The organism is Pseudonocardia sp. CA-142604 (genome assembly GCF_050948475.1).
In the GTDB taxonomy this organism is placed as follows: domain Bacteria; phylum Actinomycetota; class Actinomycetes; order Mycobacteriales; family Pseudonocardiaceae; genus Pseudonocardia; species Pseudonocardia alaniniphila.
Map to the genome: position 1 here is coordinate 8,764,650 of NZ_CP192045.1, position 17,364 is coordinate 8,782,013.

At 72.6% G+C, this 17,364-nt stretch carries 16 protein-coding genes; 9 read left to right on the plus strand and 7 right to left on the minus strand.

All coding sequences use genetic code 11. The features are described 5' to 3' along the window. Nucleotides 1–13: 13 nt before the first annotated feature. Complete coding sequence (locus ACQPZQ_RS39790; protein ID WP_433289667.1) at nucleotides 14–787, plus strand: ESX secretion-associated protein EspG; 774 nt, start codon at nucleotides 14–16, stop codon at nucleotides 785–787. A 39-nt stretch (nucleotides 788–826) separates the two neighbouring features. Here ACQPZQ_RS39790 and ACQPZQ_RS39795 read toward each other — a convergent pair whose 3' ends face one another. Further along, nucleotides 827–1,186 (minus strand): hypothetical protein, encoded by a 360-nt coding sequence (locus ACQPZQ_RS39795; protein WP_241039724.1) that lies wholly within the window; start codon nucleotides 1,184–1,186, stop codon nucleotides 827–829. A gap of 85 nt (nucleotides 1,187–1,271) precedes the next feature. Between ACQPZQ_RS39795 and ACQPZQ_RS39800 the strand changes: the two genes are divergently transcribed. Together ACQPZQ_RS39800 and ACQPZQ_RS39805 are read left to right on the plus strand one after the other, a co-directional pair. Continuing rightward, on the plus strand, nucleotides 1,272–1,580 hold the full coding sequence (locus tag ACQPZQ_RS39800) for a DUF5808 domain-containing protein (RefSeq protein ID WP_433289668.1): 309 nt from the start codon (nucleotides 1,272–1,274) through the stop codon (nucleotides 1,578–1,580). Between the two features lie 102 nt (nucleotides 1,581–1,682). Further along, nucleotides 1,683–3,116 (plus strand): FAD-dependent oxidoreductase, encoded by a 1,434-nt coding sequence (locus ACQPZQ_RS39805; RefSeq protein ID WP_433289669.1) that lies wholly within the window; start codon nucleotides 1,683–1,685, stop codon nucleotides 3,114–3,116. A 7-nt stretch (nucleotides 3,117–3,123) separates the two neighbouring features. Here the strand turns inward: ACQPZQ_RS39805 and ACQPZQ_RS39810 are convergent, their stop codons facing one another. Next, a complete protein-coding gene (locus ACQPZQ_RS39810; RefSeq protein WP_433289670.1) occupies nucleotides 3,124–4,527 on the minus strand; it encodes an NAD(P)H-quinone dehydrogenase in 1,404 nt (467 codons plus the stop codon). Nucleotides 4,528–4,599: 72 nt separating this feature from the next. On the opposite strand from ACQPZQ_RS39810, the gene ACQPZQ_RS39815 reads away from it, so the two are divergent. Next, entirely contained in the window at nucleotides 4,600–5,049 is a 450-nt protein-coding gene (locus ACQPZQ_RS39815; RefSeq protein WP_433289671.1) for a gamma-glutamylcyclotransferase, read from the plus strand. 113 nt (nucleotides 5,050–5,162) lie between these two features. Here ACQPZQ_RS39815 and ACQPZQ_RS39820 read toward each other — a convergent pair whose 3' ends face one another. Beyond that, the gene (locus ACQPZQ_RS39820) at nucleotides 5,163–6,401 is read right to left on the minus strand and encodes an amidohydrolase (protein ID WP_433289672.1); all 1,239 of its coding nucleotides are present in this window, start codon (nucleotides 6,399–6,401) and stop codon (nucleotides 5,163–5,165) included. 406 nt (nucleotides 6,402–6,807) lie between these two features. On the opposite strand from ACQPZQ_RS39820, the gene ACQPZQ_RS39825 reads away from it, so the two are divergent. The 4 genes from ACQPZQ_RS39825 to ACQPZQ_RS39840 are packed head-to-tail and all read left to right on the plus strand — an operon-like array spanning nucleotide 6,808 to nucleotide 11,513. Next, the gene (locus tag ACQPZQ_RS39825; RefSeq protein ID WP_433289673.1) at nucleotides 6,808–8,448 is read left to right on the plus strand and encodes a serine/threonine-protein kinase; all 1,641 of its coding nucleotides are present in this window, start codon (nucleotides 6,808–6,810) and stop codon (nucleotides 8,446–8,448) included. A 36-nt stretch (nucleotides 8,449–8,484) separates the two neighbouring features. Continuing rightward, a complete protein-coding gene (locus ACQPZQ_RS39830) occupies nucleotides 8,485–9,285 on the plus strand; it encodes a purine-nucleoside phosphorylase (RefSeq protein WP_433289674.1) in 801 nt (266 codons plus the stop codon). Next, nucleotides 9,282–10,907, plus strand: a complete 1,626-nt coding sequence (locus ACQPZQ_RS39835) for a phospho-sugar mutase (RefSeq protein ID WP_433289675.1) — start codon at nucleotides 9,282–9,284, stop codon at nucleotides 10,905–10,907. Before ACQPZQ_RS39830 ends, ACQPZQ_RS39835 begins: the two co-directional genes overlap by 4 nt. Before the next feature lie 33 nt (nucleotides 10,908–10,940). Continuing rightward, nucleotides 10,941–11,513 carry a TetR/AcrR family transcriptional regulator gene (locus ACQPZQ_RS39840; RefSeq protein WP_433289676.1) on the plus strand — a complete coding sequence of 191 codons (573 nt, stop codon included), beginning with the start codon at nucleotides 10,941–10,943 and terminating at the stop codon, nucleotides 11,511–11,513. A gap of 258 nt (nucleotides 11,514–11,771) precedes the next feature. Here the strand turns inward: ACQPZQ_RS39840 and upp are convergent, their stop codons facing one another. Together upp and ACQPZQ_RS39850 are read right to left on the minus strand one after the other, a co-directional pair. Further along, nucleotides 11,772–12,395 (minus strand): uracil phosphoribosyltransferase, encoded by a 624-nt coding sequence (gene upp, locus ACQPZQ_RS39845; protein ID WP_433289677.1) that lies wholly within the window; start codon nucleotides 12,393–12,395, stop codon nucleotides 11,772–11,774. A 25-nt stretch (nucleotides 12,396–12,420) separates the two neighbouring features. Next, nucleotides 12,421–12,885: a winged helix-turn-helix transcriptional regulator gene (locus ACQPZQ_RS39850; protein WP_433289678.1), complete on the minus strand. Its 465-nt coding sequence runs from the start codon at nucleotides 12,883–12,885 to the stop codon at nucleotides 12,421–12,423. An 86-nt stretch (nucleotides 12,886–12,971) separates the two neighbouring features. Here ACQPZQ_RS39850 and ACQPZQ_RS39855 point away from each other — a divergent pair, with 86 nt between their 5' ends. Continuing rightward, nucleotides 12,972–14,381: an MFS transporter gene (locus ACQPZQ_RS39855; protein ID WP_433289679.1), complete on the plus strand. Its 1,410-nt coding sequence runs from the start codon at nucleotides 12,972–12,974 to the stop codon at nucleotides 14,379–14,381. Between the two features lie 13 nt (nucleotides 14,382–14,394). Here the strand turns inward: ACQPZQ_RS39855 and ACQPZQ_RS39860 are convergent, their stop codons facing one another. Together ACQPZQ_RS39860 and ACQPZQ_RS39865 are read right to left on the minus strand one after the other, a co-directional pair. Continuing rightward, nucleotides 14,395–15,978 carry a metallophosphoesterase family protein gene (locus ACQPZQ_RS39860; RefSeq protein ID WP_433289680.1) on the minus strand — a complete coding sequence of 528 codons (1,584 nt, stop codon included), beginning with the start codon at nucleotides 15,976–15,978 and terminating at the stop codon, nucleotides 14,395–14,397. Further along, nucleotides 15,975–16,886 carry a haloalkane dehalogenase gene (locus tag ACQPZQ_RS39865; RefSeq protein WP_433289681.1) on the minus strand — a complete coding sequence of 304 codons (912 nt, stop codon included), beginning with the start codon at nucleotides 16,884–16,886 and terminating at the stop codon, nucleotides 15,975–15,977. The genes ACQPZQ_RS39860 and ACQPZQ_RS39865 overlap by 4 nt, the downstream gene beginning before the upstream one ends. Nucleotides 16,887–17,364 lie beyond the last annotated feature (478 nt).

Here is a 17,364-nt window from a genome sequence, read left to right on the forward strand (position 1 = left end):
CGGGGAGGACACCGTGGCCGAGCCGGCCGTCCAGCCAGACACCCCGCGGCACGTGCTCACCGCCGTCGAGTTCGACGTGCTGTGGGAGCGGCTCGGGCTGGGCCCCACACCCGTCGTGCTGCGCCTCGCGTCGCCGGGCCGCACGCACGCCGAGCGGCGCGACCTCCAGGAAGCGGGGTGGCAGGCGCTGCGCCGCCGCGGGCTCGCCGGGCCCACGGGCCCCGATCCGGAGCTTGCGCGGCTGCTGCGCCTGCTCGCCCGTCCGACCGGCCAGTTGGAGCTGCGCGGCCGTTGGGAGCGCCGCGTCAGGGCCGTGTCCGCGGGTGCGCCGGGCATGTGCGTGCTGGCTGTGCGGCAGGACGCCACCGTCACCCTCGAAGCCCACGGCTCGCTCCCGGCAGCACTGCTCCGCGCGCTCCCCCACGCCGCACCAGGGCCCGGCCGGGCGAGCACGGTCCCGTCCGCCCTGCTCGCCTCGGCCACGGCCCCCACGTCCGGCACCGGGCTACGGGCAGCGCTCCTCGACGCGGACGTCCCGCCCACCGAGGCCGGTCTCCTCGCCCGCATGCTCAGCGGCATCACGGCCGGGGCGCAGATCGTCGCGCTGGTCGCCGACCGCTGGGGCGTGCTGCGCCGCTCGGGCGGAGTCCTCGCGGTCCTCGACGCGCCGCGCGGGCGCTACCTCCTCACCCGCTGCTCGGGCGAGGACGGCGTCGAGTGGACAACGATCGCCCCCACCGACGCCCGCCGCCTGGCCCACCGGATGTCAGAGCTCCTGGCCCCCTGACACGAGCCCGCGGTCAGCGCTCGGCTGTCGCTGGTGCGATCAGCTGAGGTCCTTCGGCGTCAGGCCACGGCCCACCACGGCGCCCGCGACGCCGGCCACCACCGTGATGCCGGCCAGCAGGATCGCCACCAGGCCGAAACCGCCGACGAGCAGCCCGATCGCCGCCGACGCCGCGCCGACGGCGAGACCCGTGCGGGCCACCGCCGCGCCGGTGCGGTCGCGCGTGACGATCCGGGCCCCCACGGCCGTGAGGACGATCGCGATCAGTCCGCTCAGCGGCGCGAGCACCGCGACCGGCGGAAGGACGAGGAACGCGGCATCGTCCACGAGCTGTGCGCCGAAACCGGCGAGCAGGACGGCGCCGACCGGCACACGGGAGGTGACAGACGGAGTGGTCATGCCTCGAGCGTGCGCTCCTGGCAGAGCGCCGACATCCGGGATCGCCCGGAGCCCGTCCCCGGGGTATCCGGCGTAACGTCCTTGCATGGCCATCGGGTTGGATCAGTTCCTGGCCGCGGCGGGCGCGACGCTCCTGGGCGCGGCAGTGCTCACCGAGCTGCGCAAACCCGCAGGCGAGCGGACCTGGCACGGGAACCTCGTCGGCGTGCCCTACGACCTGCGCCCGCCCACCATGGCTCGGATGCAGGCCTCCCTGTGGGACCCGGACAACCCCGCGCTGCTCGTGCCACAGGTCTTCGGGGTCGGCTGGTCGGTCAACCTCGCCAGCCTCGCCCGTCCGCTCGGCCTGGGACCACAGGCCGCAGGCGCACCGGGGACGAACACCGCGGTGTGATCTTGACGCGGGTGGACCAGAAGATGACCATGGTCTCTTCCCGACCATCTCTTCCCCCGCGCCGGACTCCTCACCCTCGGCGGGGAGCTGCAGGAGTCTTCTGTGCCGTCCGCATCCCGCGTCTTCGCGGAGCTCAGCACGTCCCGGCGGCCGACCGACCCGAGACCGATCATGGGTCGCGCGGTCGTGCTCGGTGCCAGCATGGCGGGGCTCCTGGCCGCGCGCGTGCTCAGCGACCATGCCGACGAGGTCGTCGTCATCGAGCGCGACGCGAGCGACACCGGGTACGAGCCCCGGCCAGGAGTGCCACAGGGCAGCCAGGTGCACGCGCTCCTGCCGGCGGGCCAGGTCCAGCTCGAACGCTGGTTCCCCGGCTTCGCCGAGGAGGTGATCGCCGCCGGTGCCGTGGTGCCGCAAGAGTCCGGCACCCGGATGTACATCAACGACGCACTGATGCCACCTCCACCGCGGATCGAGGGTTCGGGCGTCGCGCTGGTGACGACCCGGCCGTTCCTCGAAGCCATGGTCCGGCGCCGGGTCACGGCCATCGACAACATCCGGATCGTCCACGGGCGCGCCGAGGGCGTGATCTTCACCGGTGACAGGGCCACGGGCGTGCGGTACCTGCCGACGGACGAGAGCGCCGACGCCGCCCCGGTTACGCAGACGGCGGACCTGGTCGTCGACGCGATGGGCCGGTCGAGCCGCCTCAGCGACTGGCTGGAGGAGAACGGCTGGGACCGGCCTCCGATGCGGCGGATGCCGATCAAGCTGAACTACGCCACGGCGATGTTCCGCCGTGACGAACGGATCAGCGACATCAGCGTCGTCGTGTCACAGACCCGCCCCGCCGAGGACCGGGTCGCCCGTATCGCCGGGATCAACTCCGTCGAGGACGACCGCTGGATCATGTTGATCTCGGGCTACGCGGACGACCGCCCGAGCCGCGATCCCGCCGACTTCGCCGCCCGTTGCCGGCGGGATTTCCCGTCCGTCTTCGGGGACATCGCCGAGCAGGCCGAGATGCTCGGCGACGTCATCACCTATCACCAGGCCGACAGCAGGCGCCGGGAGTTCCACGAGCTGACCCGCTTCCCCGCGCGGCTCGTGGCGATCGGCGACGCGGTGGCCTCGTTCAACCCCGTCTACGGGCAGGGCATGACCTCTGCGGCGCTCCACGCGTCGTGCCTCTCGGCCTACCTGCGCGGGGAGCCGCGGCTCGACGAGCCCGCGCGGGAGTACTTCGAGAAGGTGCGGGTGGTCGTCGACGCGGCCTGGCAGGTCTCGACCATCGCCGACCTCGCGCTGCCCCATGTGGACGGCCCCTACCCGCGTGGGTACAAGCTCATCTCCAAGCTCGGCGACATGGTCCTCGCGATGTCGGCGACAGACCCCGAGATGAACCGGCGGATGAGCCTGGTCACCACGATGCTCGCGCATCCGAGCTCGCTGGGCCGGCCCAGCACCCTGCTGCGGGCCATCCGGCTCCGCCTGCTGGCCGGCCTTCGACGCAGACCGGCGACCGCCGCGGGGTGACGGCGGCTCAGTCCAGGTCGCCGTGGCGCATCAGCTGCCGGCCCGCCTCGGTGATCGAGCCCGACAGCGACGGGTAGACCGAGAACGTGTGGGCGAGGTCCGCGACCGTCAGGTTGTTCTGCACAGCCATCGCGATCGGCAGGATCAGCTCGCTCGCGACCGGCGCCACGACGACACCACCCACCACCACCCCGGTGGCGGGACGGCAGAACAGCTTCACGAACCCGCGGCGCAGTCCCTGCATCTTCGCCCGCGGGTTGGTGGAGAGCGGCATCATGATCGTGCGCGCCGGCACCTCACCCGCGTCGATCGCGCGCTGGCTGATCCCGACGGTCGCGATCTCCGGACGCGTGAACACGGCCGCCGCCACCGTCTTCAGCTTGATCGGCGCCACACCCTCGCCGAGGGCGTGCCACATCGCGATGCGGCCCTGCATCGCAGCCACCGACGCGAGCATCAGCAGGCCGGTGCAGTCGCCCGCCGCGTAGACGCCCGGCACGGACGTGCGCGAGACGCGGTCCACGGGGATGAACCCGCCCCGGCCGGTCTCGACGCCGATCTTCTCCAGCCCGATGTCCGTGGTGTTGGGCACCGAGCCGACGGTCATGAGGGCGTGCGAGCCGGTGACCGTGCGACCGTCGGCCAGCGTCACGATGACGCCGTCTCCGTCACGTTTCACGGAGTCGGCGCGTGCCTGCGAGAGGATTTCGACCCCCCGCTCGGCGAACACGTCCTGCAGCACGGCTGCGGCGTCGGCGTCCTCGCCGGGGAGCACGCGGTCGCGGCTGGACACGAGTGTGACCCGGGTGCCCATCTCCACGTACGCGGAGACGAACTCCGCACCCGTCACACCGGATCCGATGACGACCAGGTGCTCGGGCAGCGACCCGAGGTCGTACAGCTGACGCCAGGTGAGGATGCGCTCGCCGTCGGGGACGGCGTCGGGGAGCACCCGCGGTGTGGCGCCTGTGGCGATCAGCACGACGTCGGCAGGGAGCACTTCCGTGTTCCCGTCGGCTCCCCGGGCCTCGATGATGTGGGGCGCCCGCACGGAGGGCTCGTCGGTGAACACGGCCGTGCCGCGGATGATCCGCACGCCTTCGCGCTCCACGCGCGCCCGAACGTCCGCCGACTGGGCCAGCGCGAGGCGCCTGACGCGGGCGTTCACTGTGGGCAGGTCGACGCCGATGGTCTTCGGGTCGGCGACAATGCCCAGGTCAGGGGCACCATGCAGGTCGACGCGGATGCCTGCCGACGAGATCAACGTCTTGGACGGGACGCAGTCGTCGAGCACGCACGCCCCACCCATGCCGTCACGTTCGACGACGATGACGTCGCTGCCGTGCTGGGCTGCCACCAACGCGGCCTCGTACCCGGCTGGGCCCCCGCCCATGATCACGATGCGCGTCACCGCGGCGTGCCTCCTCCTGATGTCCGGTTCCCCCAGCACCGTACGCGGGCTGTGGCGCTCTACTCTGTGCCGGTGCCCCTGTACGCCGCCTACGGGTCGAACATGGATCCCGCCCAGATGAAGGAGCGTGCCCCGCACTCGCCGATGGCGGGTACCGGGTGGCTTCTCGGCTGGCGGTTGACCTTCGGCGGCGAGGACTACGGGTGGGAGGGCGCGCTCTCCACTGTGGTCGAGGACCAGGACTCGCAGGTCTTCGTCGTGCTCTACGACGTCTCGGACCTCGACGCGGCGCAGCTGGACCGATGGGAGGGCGGCGAGCTGGGGCTGCACAAGAAGCTCCGGCTGCGCGTGCACACGTTGGACGGCGACGTTCTCGCGTGGATCTACGTGCTCGACGCCTACGAGGGCGGCATGCCGAGCGCCCGCTACCTCGGAGTGATCGCCGACGCCGCCGAGCAGGCCGGAGCGCCCGCCGACTATGTGACGGCGTTGCGCAACCGCCCCAGCGGCAAGTCCGTCTGAGGCCGTTCGCGCATTCCGAGCCCGCTGAGCAGGCGTTTCGGGCGGCCGCCTGCGCGACTTCGCGCACCCGAAACGGGCGACTCGCGGGGTGGCCGCGAGTCGCCCGCGGGGCGTCAGGAGGTGAGGGCGGTCAGGGCGGACTGGATGAGCACTCGGACCCCGAAGGGCAGGGCGCGCTCGTCGAGGTCGAACGTGGGCTGGTGGATGTCGCGCATCGGACCGTGGCCCGGCCACACCCCGAGCCGCGCCATGGCGCCGGGGGCGTGTTCCAGATACCAGGCGAAGTCCTCGCCACCGCTGCTCTGCTCGGTGCTGGTGGAGGCGTCGACACCGCCCACCGTGACCGCCGAGGAGGCCAGCATGCCTGCGCTCACCGCTTCGTTGACCACCGGCGGCACACCGCGGATGTGCTCGAGCACATAGCCTGCGCCGGTGGGCGCGAGCAGCGCCGTGACCAGGGCGCGGACCTTGGCCTCCAGCTCACCCCACGTGTTGTGGTCGGCAGTGCGAAGGGTGCCCCGAAGGACACCCTGCTGCGGGATCGCGTTGGCCGCTTCACCGGCCTGCACGGCCCCCCAGACCAGAACGGTGCCCGAGCGCGGGTCGACCTGCCGGGTGAGGAGCAGCGGCAGCTGCGTGATGATGACGCCGAGCGCCTCGATCAGGTCGGCGGTCAGATGCGGTCGTGAGGTGTGGCCACCCGGCGAGGTGAGCCGGATCTCCAGGACGTCGCAGGCCGACGTGATCGGCCCGACCCTCGTGCCGACCTTGCCGACCTCCAGGCGCGGGTCGCAGTGCAGCGCGAAGATGCGCTCGACGCCGTCCATGACGCCGTCGGCCACCATGTCGATCGCGCCGCCGGGCTGGACCTCCTCGGCGGGCTGGAAGAGGAGCCGGACGCGGCCGGGCAACGACGGCGCGGAGGCGAGCGCGAGGCCCGCCCCGAGCAGCATGGCCGTGTGGGCGTCGTGCCCACAGGCGTGCATCACGCCGTCGACGGTGGAGGCGAAGGGCAGGCCGGTGTCTTCCTGGAGGGGCAGCGCGTCCAGGTCGGCGCGCAGCGCGACGCAACGGTCGCCGAAGCCGATGTCACAGACGAGGCCGGTGCCACCGGGGAGGGTGCGGGGTTCGAGCCCGGCCGCCATGAGCCGCCGCGCCACCAACTCGGTGGTGCGGTGCTCGGCGCGTCCGAGCTCCGGGACGGAGTGCAGGGCACGTCGCCAGGCGACGACGTCAGTGCGGTGGGCTTTGAGCCAGGACTCCAGCCATGCCGGGCCGCTGCCCGCGCCTAGGTCAGTCACGGCCAGCTCCGCCGGTGGCACGAGGTCGGTGTGTGCCTCCAGCAAGGTCACCGCACACCACCGCGCGCGGTGGTCCTCCGGCGACCGGTCGCAGCGCGCGTCGTCAGTGACGCGCGCATCGAGGCTGCTCTGCAGTGCATCTGGCCATGGTGCTCACCCGGACGGCGGTGTACCAACCGGAATCGCATGTATGCCTGAAATACGCGCCGAGGTGTTGCGGATCTGCTGCGGGCGGGCACGCAGGCAGTGACGAACGGTCGCGTGGCATTGAGACAAACGGGGGTAGGCGCCGCTCGTCGCTGGTCGTGGCGAGCCTCACCGAAACACGGTGTGGCGGCGATTCCCCCACAGGGCTCTCGCGCCACCCACACCGGTTGTGCTGGACGCGATCGGCGGACGGCGGTGTACACGCGGGGGGCGGCAGCGGCCGCCACGTGCGTCCAGGGAGAATGTATGGGTGTCGCAGGACAGCCCGGGGGACCAGCACGTGCGCCGGATCGGTGGCCGTTACCGGCTCGCCGATCTTCTCGGCAGCGGCGCAATGGGCACGGTGTGGGCGGGCTACGACGAGGTGTTGCAGCGCCGGGTGGCCGTCAAGGAGCTGAAAGTCCCTCCCGGGGTGCCCGATCACGAGGCGGCGGAGGCCCGGGAGCGCATCATGCGCGAGGCGCGGGCCCTCGGCGGCCTGTCGCACCCGAACATCATCACCGTGTTCGACGTCGTCGAGGTCGACGGGGCTCCGGTGGTGGTCCTGGAGCTCGTACCGTCGCGCAACCTCGCCACGATGATCAGCGAGCAGGGCACCCTCACGCTGCAGCAGAGCGCCGTGGTCGGCTTCGCCACAGCCGGTGGGCTGCGGGCAGCGCACCGTAGCGGGATCACGCACCGGGACGTCAAGCCCGGCAACGTCCTCGTGGCCGACGACGGCCGCGTCAAGCTCACCGACTTCGGCATCGCCCGCAACGTCGCCGACGCTCCGATGACCAGCGTCGGGCTCGTCCTCGGTTCTCCCGCATACATCGCGCCCGAGGTCGCGGCAGGCCAGCCGGTCACACCGGCGGCGGACCTGTGGGGACTCGGCGCCACGCTCTTCGCCGCGATCGAGGGCCGTCCGCCCTACGACGTCAACGGCGACCCGGTGTCCACGATCACCGAGGTGGTCGACGGCGAGGTGCCGCGGCCGCGGTCGTCGAGCCCTGTGGCTGACGTGATCATGGCGCTGATGGTGAAGGACCCCGACGGGCGGATGCCGCTCGAGGAGGTCCGCCACCGGCTGCGCCCGCTCATCGACGACCCCGACGACCCCCTCTACCCCGGTTCGCCGGACGCTCCGACGATCGGCGCCGGGATCCTCGTGCCGAGTGCGGCGAGGGCGGCGAACAGCGCCCCCCGCCCTGCACCCCTGCCACCCGCGCCGACCGGTGGGCGTCCGCTCGCCGACCCCGCCCCGCTCGCCGCCGCGCCCGGCCCGCTGCCGCAGATGCGGAGCAGGCCACCCACCGCGCCACGGCCGATCGCCGGTTCGACTCCGCGACGGCACGCGGCAGCCACCGAGCCGCTGACCGGATGGGCCGCGGCGGGAATGGTGGTGGCAGGAGCCGCGGTCGTCCTGGCCGGCGCATTCGGCGGCTGGACGATCACCCGGCTCCTGGCCGGGCAGTCCCCACTCACCACGGTGAACGTCACATCGGCCGGCACCTCGCTGCGTCAGCACAACGACGGTCTCGGCTTCACGCTCCCGGTGCCGAAGGACTGGACCGAGTACCGGAACGAGCCGCTCGAGGGTTTGCCGACGGTCAACTTCATCAGCACGGACGGCACCGAAGGGCTCGCGGTGCAGCAGGCCGAGTCCAAGGAGAAGGCGCAGGCCGTGGCGGGCACGGTGCTGGGTGCACTGGTCATGGTTCCCACGACCGCCTCACCCGAGGCCGTGCAACTGCGCTACGAGTCCGCCGAACGCACGTCGTGGCGACGTATCGTGCCCGCTGCCAAAGGCGTGTGGACCGTCACGCTGACGGTCCCCCGCGTCGCGGCCGGCAACACGTCGGCCAACCTTTTCGAGCGGATCGCCGACGGTTTCACGCTCAGCAGCACCTGACCGCGGCGGACGTCCCGGATCGATAGGCTCGCGTCCATGAGCGTCGAGGTCTCCGCGCCACCCGCCGCCGCCGCGGCCGCCGCCATCACCGCAGCCACCGGGGTGGAGGCCCACGACGTCGCCGTCGTGCTCGGCTCGGGCTGGCGGCCCGCCGCCGACCTGATCGGCGAGCCTGCCCACGAGATCGCGATGGCCGATCTACCCGGATTCGTTCCCCCTGTCGTCGCTGGTCACGGCGGCACGATCCGCTCGGTGCCTGTCGGCGAGCGCCGCGCGCTCGTACTGCTCGGCCGCACCCATCTCTACGAGGGCCACGGCGTCGAGGCAGTGGCGCACGGCGTGCGCACGGCAGCGGCCGCGGGCTGCCGCGCAGTGCTGCTCACCAACGCCGCGGGTGGGATCCGGGAGGGCATGCGGGTGGGCGACCCCGTGCTGATCTCCGACCACCTCAACCTGACCGCACGCTCGTCCCTGGTCGGCCCGCGCTTCACCGACCTCACCGACCTGTACTCCCCGCGGCTGCGCGCGCTTGCCAGGGAGATCGACCCCTCGCTGGCCGAGGGCGTCTACGCAGGCCTGCCCGGACCGCACTTCGAGACCCCCGCGGAGATCCGGATGCTCCGCGGGCTGGGTGCCGACCTCGTCGGGATGTCCACGGTGCTGGAGGCGATCGCGGCTCGCGCCGAGGGCGTCGAGGTGTTCGGGCTGTCGCTGGTCACCAACCTGGCCGCCGGGATGACCGGCGAGCCGCTCGACCACCACGAGGTGCTCGCCGCGGGTGTGGCGTCAGCCGGCCGGATGGGCAAGCTGTTGCGCGACCTGATCGCCCGCTCGTGACACTGCGGCCCGGCCTGCGCGACGCCGCCACCCGCTGGATCGCCGACGACCCCGACCCGCAGACCCGCACGGAGCTGCAGCGGGTGCTCGCCGCCGCGATGGTCGGCACCCCCGGGGCGGTGGAGGACCTCGGCGACCGGATGTCCGGGATGCTGCGCTTCGGCACCGCAGGGCTGCGCGGACCGGTGCGGGCCGGGCCTGCGGGGATGAACGTCGCCGTGGTCCGGCGGGCCACCGCCGGGCTCGCCGCCTGGCTGGCCGGCAGGGGAGAGCGCGGGCCAGTGGTGGTCGGCCGCGACGCGCGGCACGGATCAGAGGCCTTCGCGGACGCCGCCGCCGCAGTGCTGGCGGGTGCCGGCTTCCCGGTGCTCGCCCTGCCCGGGCCGCTGCCCACACCGCTGCTGGCCTTCGCGGTCCGCGAGCTCGGCGGCGTGGCCGGGGTGCAGATCACCGCGTCGCACAACCCGCCCGCGGACAACGGCTACAAGGTCTACCTGGCCGACGGGGCCCAGATCGCGCCACCGGCGGACACCGAGATCGAGGCGGCGATCGCGGCCTCACCGGCGGCTGTCTCCGTGCCGACCGGCGCTGCCGGCGCCGTGTCCACCGTGGACGTCACCGAGGCCTACCTCGACCGCGTCGGACGGCTTCCGCGCGGCACCGCCCGGCAGCTGCGGGTGGCGCTCACCCCGCTGCACGGGGTCGGCGGGGCCACGGCAGTGCACGCGCTGCACCGGGCGGGGTTCACGGACGTGCACGTCGTGGCCGCGCAGGCCGCGCCGGACCCGGACTTCCCGACCGTCGCCTTCCCCAACCCGGAGGAGCCGGGGGCACTGGACGCCGTGCTCGCGCTGGCAGCCGAGGTGGACGCGGATCTGGCGATCGCGCTCGACCCCGACGCCGACCGGTGCGCGCTCGCGGTGCCCGCCGGGGCCGGGTGGCGGATGCTCACCGGTGACGAGACCGGCGTGCTGCTCGGCGACCACCTGCTGCGTTCCGGCGCCGCCCGCGGGGTTCCCTACCGCGATCCGCTGGTGGCCACCACCGTCGTCTCGTCCTCGATGCTCCGGTCCGTCGCCGCTGCGCACGGTGCGCGCTACGCCGAGACGCTCACCGGCTTCAAGTGGATCGTCCGCGGCGGCCCCGGGCTCGTCTACGGCTACGAGGAGGCCCTCGGCTACTGCGTCGACCCGGACGCCGTGCGCGACAAGGACGGCATCGCGGCCGCCGTGCTCGCCTGCGACCTGGCGGCGGGGCTGAAGGCCGCTGGACAGGGTCTCGCCGACCGGCTCGACGAGCTGGCCGTCGCCCACGGGGTGCACCGCACGGAAGGGCTGTCGGTGCGCCTGGACCCGGCGGCCCGCGACGCCATGATCGAGCGGCTGCGATCTTCCCCACCCGCCGGGTGGACGGCCGAGCAGCCCGCACCCGACGTCCTCGTCCTCCGGCGCCCCGGCGAGCGCCTGGTGGTCCGTCCCTCCGGCACGGAGCCGAAGCTGAAGGCGTACCTGGAGGTCGTCGAGCCGGCGGCGGGTGGTCCGGGACTGGACGCAGCGACGTCGGCGGCGCAGGTCCGGCTCGACGCCCTGCGCGCCGAAGTCCGCCGGCTACTGGACGCCTGACGCCGTCCGAGCGGTTCGTACTAGCCTGCGCCGATGGCCCGGCCCAAGGTCCACGACGAGGCGCTGCGGAACCGCCTTCTCGACTGCGCGCTGGAGCGGGTCTGCGCCGATGGCGTGCCCGCGCTCCGTCTTCGTTCTCTCGCCGCCGAGTGCGGCACGTCCACCACCGCCGTCTACTCGCTGTTCGGCGGGAAGGCCGGCCTGTTGACGGCTTTGTTCGACGAGGCGTTGCGGCAGTTCCGCGCGCACCTCGCCGTGACGCCGGGCGGCGACAGCCTCGACGACCTGGTCCGGCTGGCGCTGGCCTACCGCCGTGGAGCGCTCGAGCAGCCCCACCTCTTCGAGGTGGTGTTCGACCGGGACGCTCCCGGTCTTGCGAGCGACGCCGCACTCGCCCCGTTGCGTGAGTTCGTGGAGCGGGCCATCAAGGACGACACGCTGCGGCCCGACATCGACCCGTCCACCGCATCGCTCACGCTCTGGGCCACCGTGCACGGGTGGGTGTCGCTGCAGTTGCGGGGCCTGCTCCCGCCGGGCTCGGAGACCCGCTTCGAGGACGTGCTGCGGTGCGTCACGGCAGGCTGGGCCCCGGCCCAACCAAACTGACGAGCGGCACATCCGTCCGGACCTGTTGGACCGAGGTGCCGGCTGTGTCACGGGGAGACGGCGGGCCGGGGCCGGGCCAGACCATGTGCTTCGACCGCCCACGAGCACCGCGGGAAAGCGCTCGTTCGGTCGTCTCGGTGTGCCTCTCGCCCGGATGTGACCACCCTCGGCCCGCCGTCACCGGCTACTTCGCTTCGAGCGCTCCCGGCGTCTCGCTCTGGGCGGGGATTCACCGGTAGTGGTGACGGCGCGGAGGCGTCAGACGGCGCCGAACTGGCGGTCCCCCGCGTCGCCCAGGCCCGGGACGATGAACGCGGAGTCGTTCAGCCGCTCGTCGATGCTCGCGGTGATCACCCGCACCGGGAGCCCGCTACTCCGCAGGAGCTCGATGCCCTCGGGAGCGGCCAGCACACAGATCGAGGTGACGTCCGTGGCGCCGCGCCCGGTGAGGAGCCGGATCGTGTGTGCCATCGACCCGCCCGTGGCGAGCATCGGGTCGAGCACGAACACCGGGCGACCTTCCAGCGTCTCCGGCAACGACTCCATGTACGGGACGGGCCGGTGGGTCTCCTCGTCGCGGGCGAGCCCGACGAACCCCATCTGCGCCTCCGGCATCAGTCCCAGCGCCGCGTCGGCCATGCCGAGCCCGGCGCGCAGCACGGGCACCAGCAGCGGCGGGTTCGCCAGCCGGTAGCCGACGGTGCGGGCGACGGGCGTGTGCAACGGAGCCGACGCCAGCGGAGCATCGCGGGTGGCCTCGTAGATCAGCATGAGGGTCAGGTCGCGCAGCGCAGCCCGGAAGGTGGCGTTGTCCGTGCGCGCGTCGCGCAGCTCGGAGAGCCGGGTCTTGGCCAATGGGTGGTCGACCACCTGCACGTCCATGCGCAAAGGCTAGCGTCGCGCGCCCTCACGCAGATCCCATCGCCCCGGCCCGTTCCTGCGCCCTCGCGTCGTAGGCCGCCCGGGCGGCGGCGATCTCGCTCTGGTGGGCCTCGGTCCAGGTGACCAGGGCCCGGATCGTCTCGTGCAGGGTGGCGCCGAGGGGTGTGAGCTCGTAGTCCACCCGCGGCGGGACGACCGGGTGCACCGTGCGGAGCACCAGTCCGTCGCGCTCGAGCTGGCGCAGGGTGACGGTGAGCATGCGCTGGCTGACGCCGTCGATCGCACGTCGCAGCTCCGTGAACCGCATCGATCGCTGCTCGAGCAGGGCGATGACCAGCAAGGACCACTTGTCGGCCACCCGGTCGAGGATCTGGCGGACCTCGCAGTCCTCGCGGGTGTCCCACTGGTGGACGTCCCAGCGTGGGTCGTCGTCCGGGAGCGGCTGTGTGTCGCAGCAGTGCCTCGGTGACTTCGAAGTGCCTTCTTCCACGGTTCGCGATGGTGACTCACGATGGGGTCGGTTACAAGAAGGAACCAGCTTTTCCCTGCGCAAACAGACTGAAGGAGACGAAAGCGGTGTCCGTTTCTGCGTCACCCGCGCTCGCCGCGCGCATGAGTGGCCGCGCCTGGGGGCTCTTGCTCGTGCTGTGCGGCGCGATCTTCCTCGAGGGCATCGACGTCTCGATGATGGGCGTGGCCCTGCCGTCGATCCGCGCTGATCTCGGCATGTCCACGGGTTCGCTGCAGTGGGTGGTGACCGCGTACGTGCTCGGTTACGGCGGCTTCGTGCTGCTGGGTGGCCGGGCGGCAGACCTGCTGGGCAGGCGGCGGATGTTCCTCACCTGGCTCGTGGTGTTCGTGGTCTTCTCCGGCCTCGGAGGCCTTGCCACCGACGTCTGGCTCCTCGTCCTCGCCCGGTTCGTCACGGGGGTGGCCGCGGCGTTCATGGCGCCGGCGGGGCTCTCCATCATCACCACCACGTTCGCCCCGGGCCGCGCCCGCAACCGCGCCGTCCTCGTCTACGCAGGCGCGGGGGCGGGCGGGTTCTCGCTCGGCATGGTGGCCGGCGGCTTGCTCACCTCCGTCGACTGGCGGTGGGTGTTCTTCGCCCCCGTGCTGATGGCCGCCGTGATCCTGGTGGCAGCCGTGTTGCTCATCCCGCGGGAGCCGCGACCGGCGCCGATAACCGGCGGTTTCGACATCGCCGGCACGGTGACGCTGACCGGCGCCATGATGCTGCTCGTCGTGACGGTGGTGCGGGCGCCGGAGGTCGGGTTCTGGACGACGGTCGGCACGCTCGCCGCCACCGTCGCGCTCTTCGTGGCGTTCGTGCTGGTCGAGCGACGGTCGGCGGCCCCGCTCATCCGGCTCGGGATCCTGCGCTCCGCTCCCCTGCTGCGGGCGAACGCAGGCGCGCTGCTGCTGATCGGCTCGTTCATGGCGTTCCAGTTCACGGTGGTGCTCTACCTGCAGGAGCTGCGCGGCTGGTCCGAGGTCGAGACGGGCCTCGCCCTCGCCGTCGCCGGCATCGACGCCGTGCTCGCGCCGACGCTCACGCCGGTGCTGGTGAACCGTTTCGGCAACGCCCGTGTGATCGTCGGCGGGCTGGTGTTCTCGGCGCTCGCCTACCTGCTGTTCCTGCCGGTCGGGCCCGACTGGGGCTACCTCGCGATGCTCCCAGCGCTCCTCGCGCTGGGCGTCGGCTTCGCCCTCGCCTACGGGCCGCTGACGATCGCGGCCACCGACGGCGTCGCCGACGAGGAGCAGGGGCTCGCGAGCGCGCTGCTCACCACGTCGTTCCAGTTCGGCGCCGCGCTCGGGCTCGCCGTGGTGGCGGCGGTGATCGTCGCCAACACCGCGGACGGCTCACAGCAGGCCGCGCTCGACGGCCTGCGATCCGGACTGCTGGTCCCGGTGGCAGGCGCCGTGGTCGGTGTCCTCCTCACCGCAGCCGGGTTGCGCAGGAAGGCGGTGCGAGCGGCCTGACGCGCGGGGGTTCTCACGGCACCGGACGGCCAGGGGTCTCGCTTGCCCAGACCCACCGGCCGTCCGGTTGCCGTGTGGCGCGCATCCGGTCCTCCAGCACCGGGTCGATCTCGTGCTCGCGGCAGCCGGTGGCGGCCCAGCAGGACACCACGATCTCCCCGCTCGTGGCGTCGAGCCGCAGGAAGCTCTTGAACTGCGGCACCGCGTTCGAGTCGAAGAGCACCGACATCAGGTTGTGCGCGGGCGCCGATCCCCGCGCGGGCAGCGGGAAGATGCGATCGGCGGCCCGGCGGGCCCGGGCGGGCACGGTCGAGGAGCCCGGCCGCGGCGGCGTGATACCCACCCGCTCGGCCATCACCGCGGTGGCGTCGTCGGGGTCGATCACCAGCCGGCCGAGCCCGAAGCCGAGCAGCTTGTCGTAGCGCCGGCTGAAATGGGCGAGCGAGTCGCCGCGCAGCGGGTAGCAGCGGAAGTCCTCCTCGTGGACGGCGGGCGCGAGCCGGTCCACGTTCGGGATCTGGTGGGTGGCCGAGAGGTAGGCCCCCGACCCGCCCGCCACGAGGTACAGGATCGTGCGCCCGTCGGGCTGCCGCACGGGGTAGCGCTGGTAGTTGTGGTCGTCCCCACCGATCGCCGCCACGTAGTTGTGCGCCGGGTCGATGACGATGTCGTTCACGTCCCCGCCGCCCTCGATCGGGCACGGCTGGAAGGCGGCATAGGTGTAGAGAGGCTTGCCGGTGAGCAGGATCTTGGGGCGGTCGCCGGCCGACACCTCGCGGAGCCAGGCGGCCTGGTCACTGTCGATGTGGCCGTCGATGCCAACATCGATGAGCACCAGCCGCACCGGGCCTGCGTCGATCGCGCAGTACGGGCCGGGCTGGGTCGCTTGCTGCGACTCGGCGTCCCGGTACCAGCGCATGTCGGCGACGTCGGCGGCTGTCGCCTTGGGGGCGCGGCGCCAGAGCAGCTGCCGCAGGAGCCGTTTCCACCACGGACCGGGCACGGCGGGCGAGGGCGCCCCGGCGTCGGGTGGGGCGTCGCAGAAGGCAGTCATGAAGCCGCTGAGCCCGTCGTACCAGTCGTGGTTGCCGGGCAGGCCGTAGAGCGGCCCCTGGTAGTCGGCGTAGGCCCGGTAGAAGCGGTCGGCATAGGCGCGCACCCCGCCTGCCGGGTAGATGACGTCGCTGCAGATGATCCCGAGGTCGGTGTCCCCTGCCACCCGTTCCAGCACCGGCACCACGACGTACTGCGAGGCGTCCCCCTCGCCCGGGTCGCCCAGCACCGCCACGGAGATGTGGTCGCGGTCGGCGAAGCGCGTGACGAGCCGGTCGCGCGATGGCGGGGACACGCCGGCCGCCTCGGCGTAGGAGTCGAGCCTGCGCAGCCACTCCCGCCGCTGGCTGTCGCTGGGGTCGCCGAGCCAGCGCGCCAGTACGTCGTTGCGTGAGGCGACGAGCGGGCCGGGCGACAGCCAGGAGAGGCGGCTGTCGACGGGCGCGAGCCGCGCACCGACGCCGGGCTCCCGGCAACCCCACCCCGCTCCGCCCGTGGAGCTGCGCGACGGCTCACTCCCCAGCTCGGGACGGACGCCGGTCACCGCACACCAGCCACGAACCGCACGACCTCCGCCGCCAGCGCCGGCCCCGCGTCCTCCTGCAGGAAGTGGCCCGCGCCGCTGATCGTCGGGTGCTCCCGGCCCGCCGCGCCGGGCATGGCGCGGCGCAGGATCGGCTCCATCGCCGCCGTGATCGGGTCGCCGTCGCTGAACGCGCAGAGGAACGGGATCTCGCTCCCCGAGAGCGTGGCCCAGGCTGCGCGGTTGGCCTCCGTCGCCGGGTCGTCGGGCCGGGTCGGCACGAGCAGCGGCATCGCCCGAGGGCCCGCCTTGTAGCTCTCGTCGGGGAACGGGGCGTCGTAGGCGGCGCGGACCTCGGGGGTGAACCGGGTGCGGCAGCCCGCCTGCACGAGCCGCGCGATGTCGAGCTGCTCCGCCTTCTCCACGGCCCGGCGGAACTGCCACCACACCTCGGGCATGTCGCGGTCGCCGGTGGGCAGGCCGGTGTTGGCGGCCACCACGGCGCTGAACCGGTCCAGGTGCTCGGCAACCAGCCGCAGGCCCAGCAGCCCACCCCAGTCCTGCCCGACGAGCGTGACACCGCGCAGGTCGAGCACGTCGAACACGAGCGCCCGCAGCCACTCGACGTGGCGCGCATAGCTGTGGTCGGCGATGTCGACAGGCTTGTCGGAGCGCCCGAAGCCGACGAGGTCGGGCGCAACGGCCCGGAAGCCTGCAGCCGCCAGCACCGGGATCGTCGTCCGGTACAGGAACGACCAGCTCGGCTCGCCGTGCAGCAACAGCACGACCGGCCCGTCGGCCGGCCCGGCCTCCACCCACGCCATTCGCAACGCTCCGTCATCGGGCGCGGGGACTTCGGCATAGCGGGGAGCGACGTCGAAGCCGGGAAGTCCGGCGAACCGCTCGTCGGGGGTGCGGAGAGTTCGCATGAACACGATCTTGACAGTCCCCGGGCCGTGCGGAGCCGCGGCAGGGGTCGCCGACGGTGACGACTGCCGCAGCGACGACACCACGATCCCTCGGCCGAGACGTCGGGAAGACGTCAGCGAGGCGTCAGAGTGGCGTCGGAGAGGGCGCCGGGGGACCACGCGGAGCCCGAACCTCGCGTCACCTCATCGGGGCCGCGCCGCCGTCGTAACACCCCCGGAACGTCACTTACCGCAACAATTCCGGAGGGCGCGACACGGTGGTGTGATGCGACTCCACGGCCCAGCTGACATACGAAACAGGCCGTTTCGGAGCCCGACAAGAGCCTGCTGAAGGCGGCCTGAAGGGCCCGCCGGGCACCGACAGTAGTGATGACTAAGAGTGCCAAGATCGACACATTGATCGTAGTCAGGAGTGTATGACCACCGATTCCGCTACCTCGTCACCCGGTTGCCGGTACCGACAGTGATCGAACTCGAA

Coding starts and splice junctions, on each gene's coding strand:
- ACQPZQ_RS39795 (WP_241039724.1), bottom strand. CDS start 1,186: ATGACCACTCCGTCTGTCACCTCCCGTGTGCCGGTCGGCGCCGTCCTG.
- ACQPZQ_RS39800 (WP_433289668.1), top strand. CDS start 1,272: ATGGCCATCGGGTTGGATCAGTTCCTGGCCGCGGCGGGCGCGACGCTC.
- ACQPZQ_RS39830 (WP_433289674.1), top strand. CDS start 8,485: ATGAGCGTCGAGGTCTCCGCGCCACCCGCCGCCGCCGCGGCCGCCGCC.
- ACQPZQ_RS39840 (WP_433289676.1), top strand. CDS start 10,941: ATGGCCCGGCCCAAGGTCCACGACGAGGCGCTGCGGAACCGCCTTCTC.
- upp (WP_433289677.1), bottom strand. CDS start 12,395: ATGGACGTGCAGGTGGTCGACCACCCATTGGCCAAGACCCGGCTCTCC.
- ACQPZQ_RS39865 (WP_433289681.1), bottom strand. CDS start 16,886: ATGCGAACTCTCCGCACCCCCGACGAGCGGTTCGCCGGACTTCCCGGC.